Genomic DNA, 399 nt, shown 5'->3' with positions numbered 1-399 from the left:
GTCAGAGACAGCAACGGCGATCCCGACCAGGCCGTTCTTGAGATCAGGTATCGCAAGATTCGCGTCCTGCCGCCGATCGGAAAGCAGAATCGCTATCCCGCTCTGACCCTGACGGTGATCCATGCTGAAGAGCGCGGGACGCCGAAAAACAGAAAGAAGATCGATTGGAAGCTGATCACCGACCTGCCCATTGGTTCCCGCACCGACGCCATTGAGAAGCTCGAATGGTATGGCTTGAGATGGAAGATCGAGGTGTTCCACAAGATCCTCAAATCGGGCTGCAAAGCTGAGGAGTCGAAGCTCAGGACCGCCCAGCGTTTGACCAACCTGATCTCGCTCTTTTGCATCCTGAGTTGGCGGGTCTTCTGGATGACGATGCTCAACCGTTCCGCCCCAGAC

Annotated in this window: 1 pseudogene; it reads left to right on the top strand. The window is 56.4% G+C overall.

The window, feature by feature from the left end:
• Positions 1-114: 114 nt before the first annotated feature.
• A pseudogene (locus tag AC5ZGW_RS47380) lies at positions 115-399 on the top strand (IS4 family transposase); the annotation flags it as partial.

The sequence above is a fragment of the Bradyrhizobium sp. Crot121 genome, from assembly GCF_059512385.1.
The sequence above is the reverse complement of the archived record's forward strand: the minus strand, read 5'-3'. Positions and strand labels throughout refer to the sequence as shown.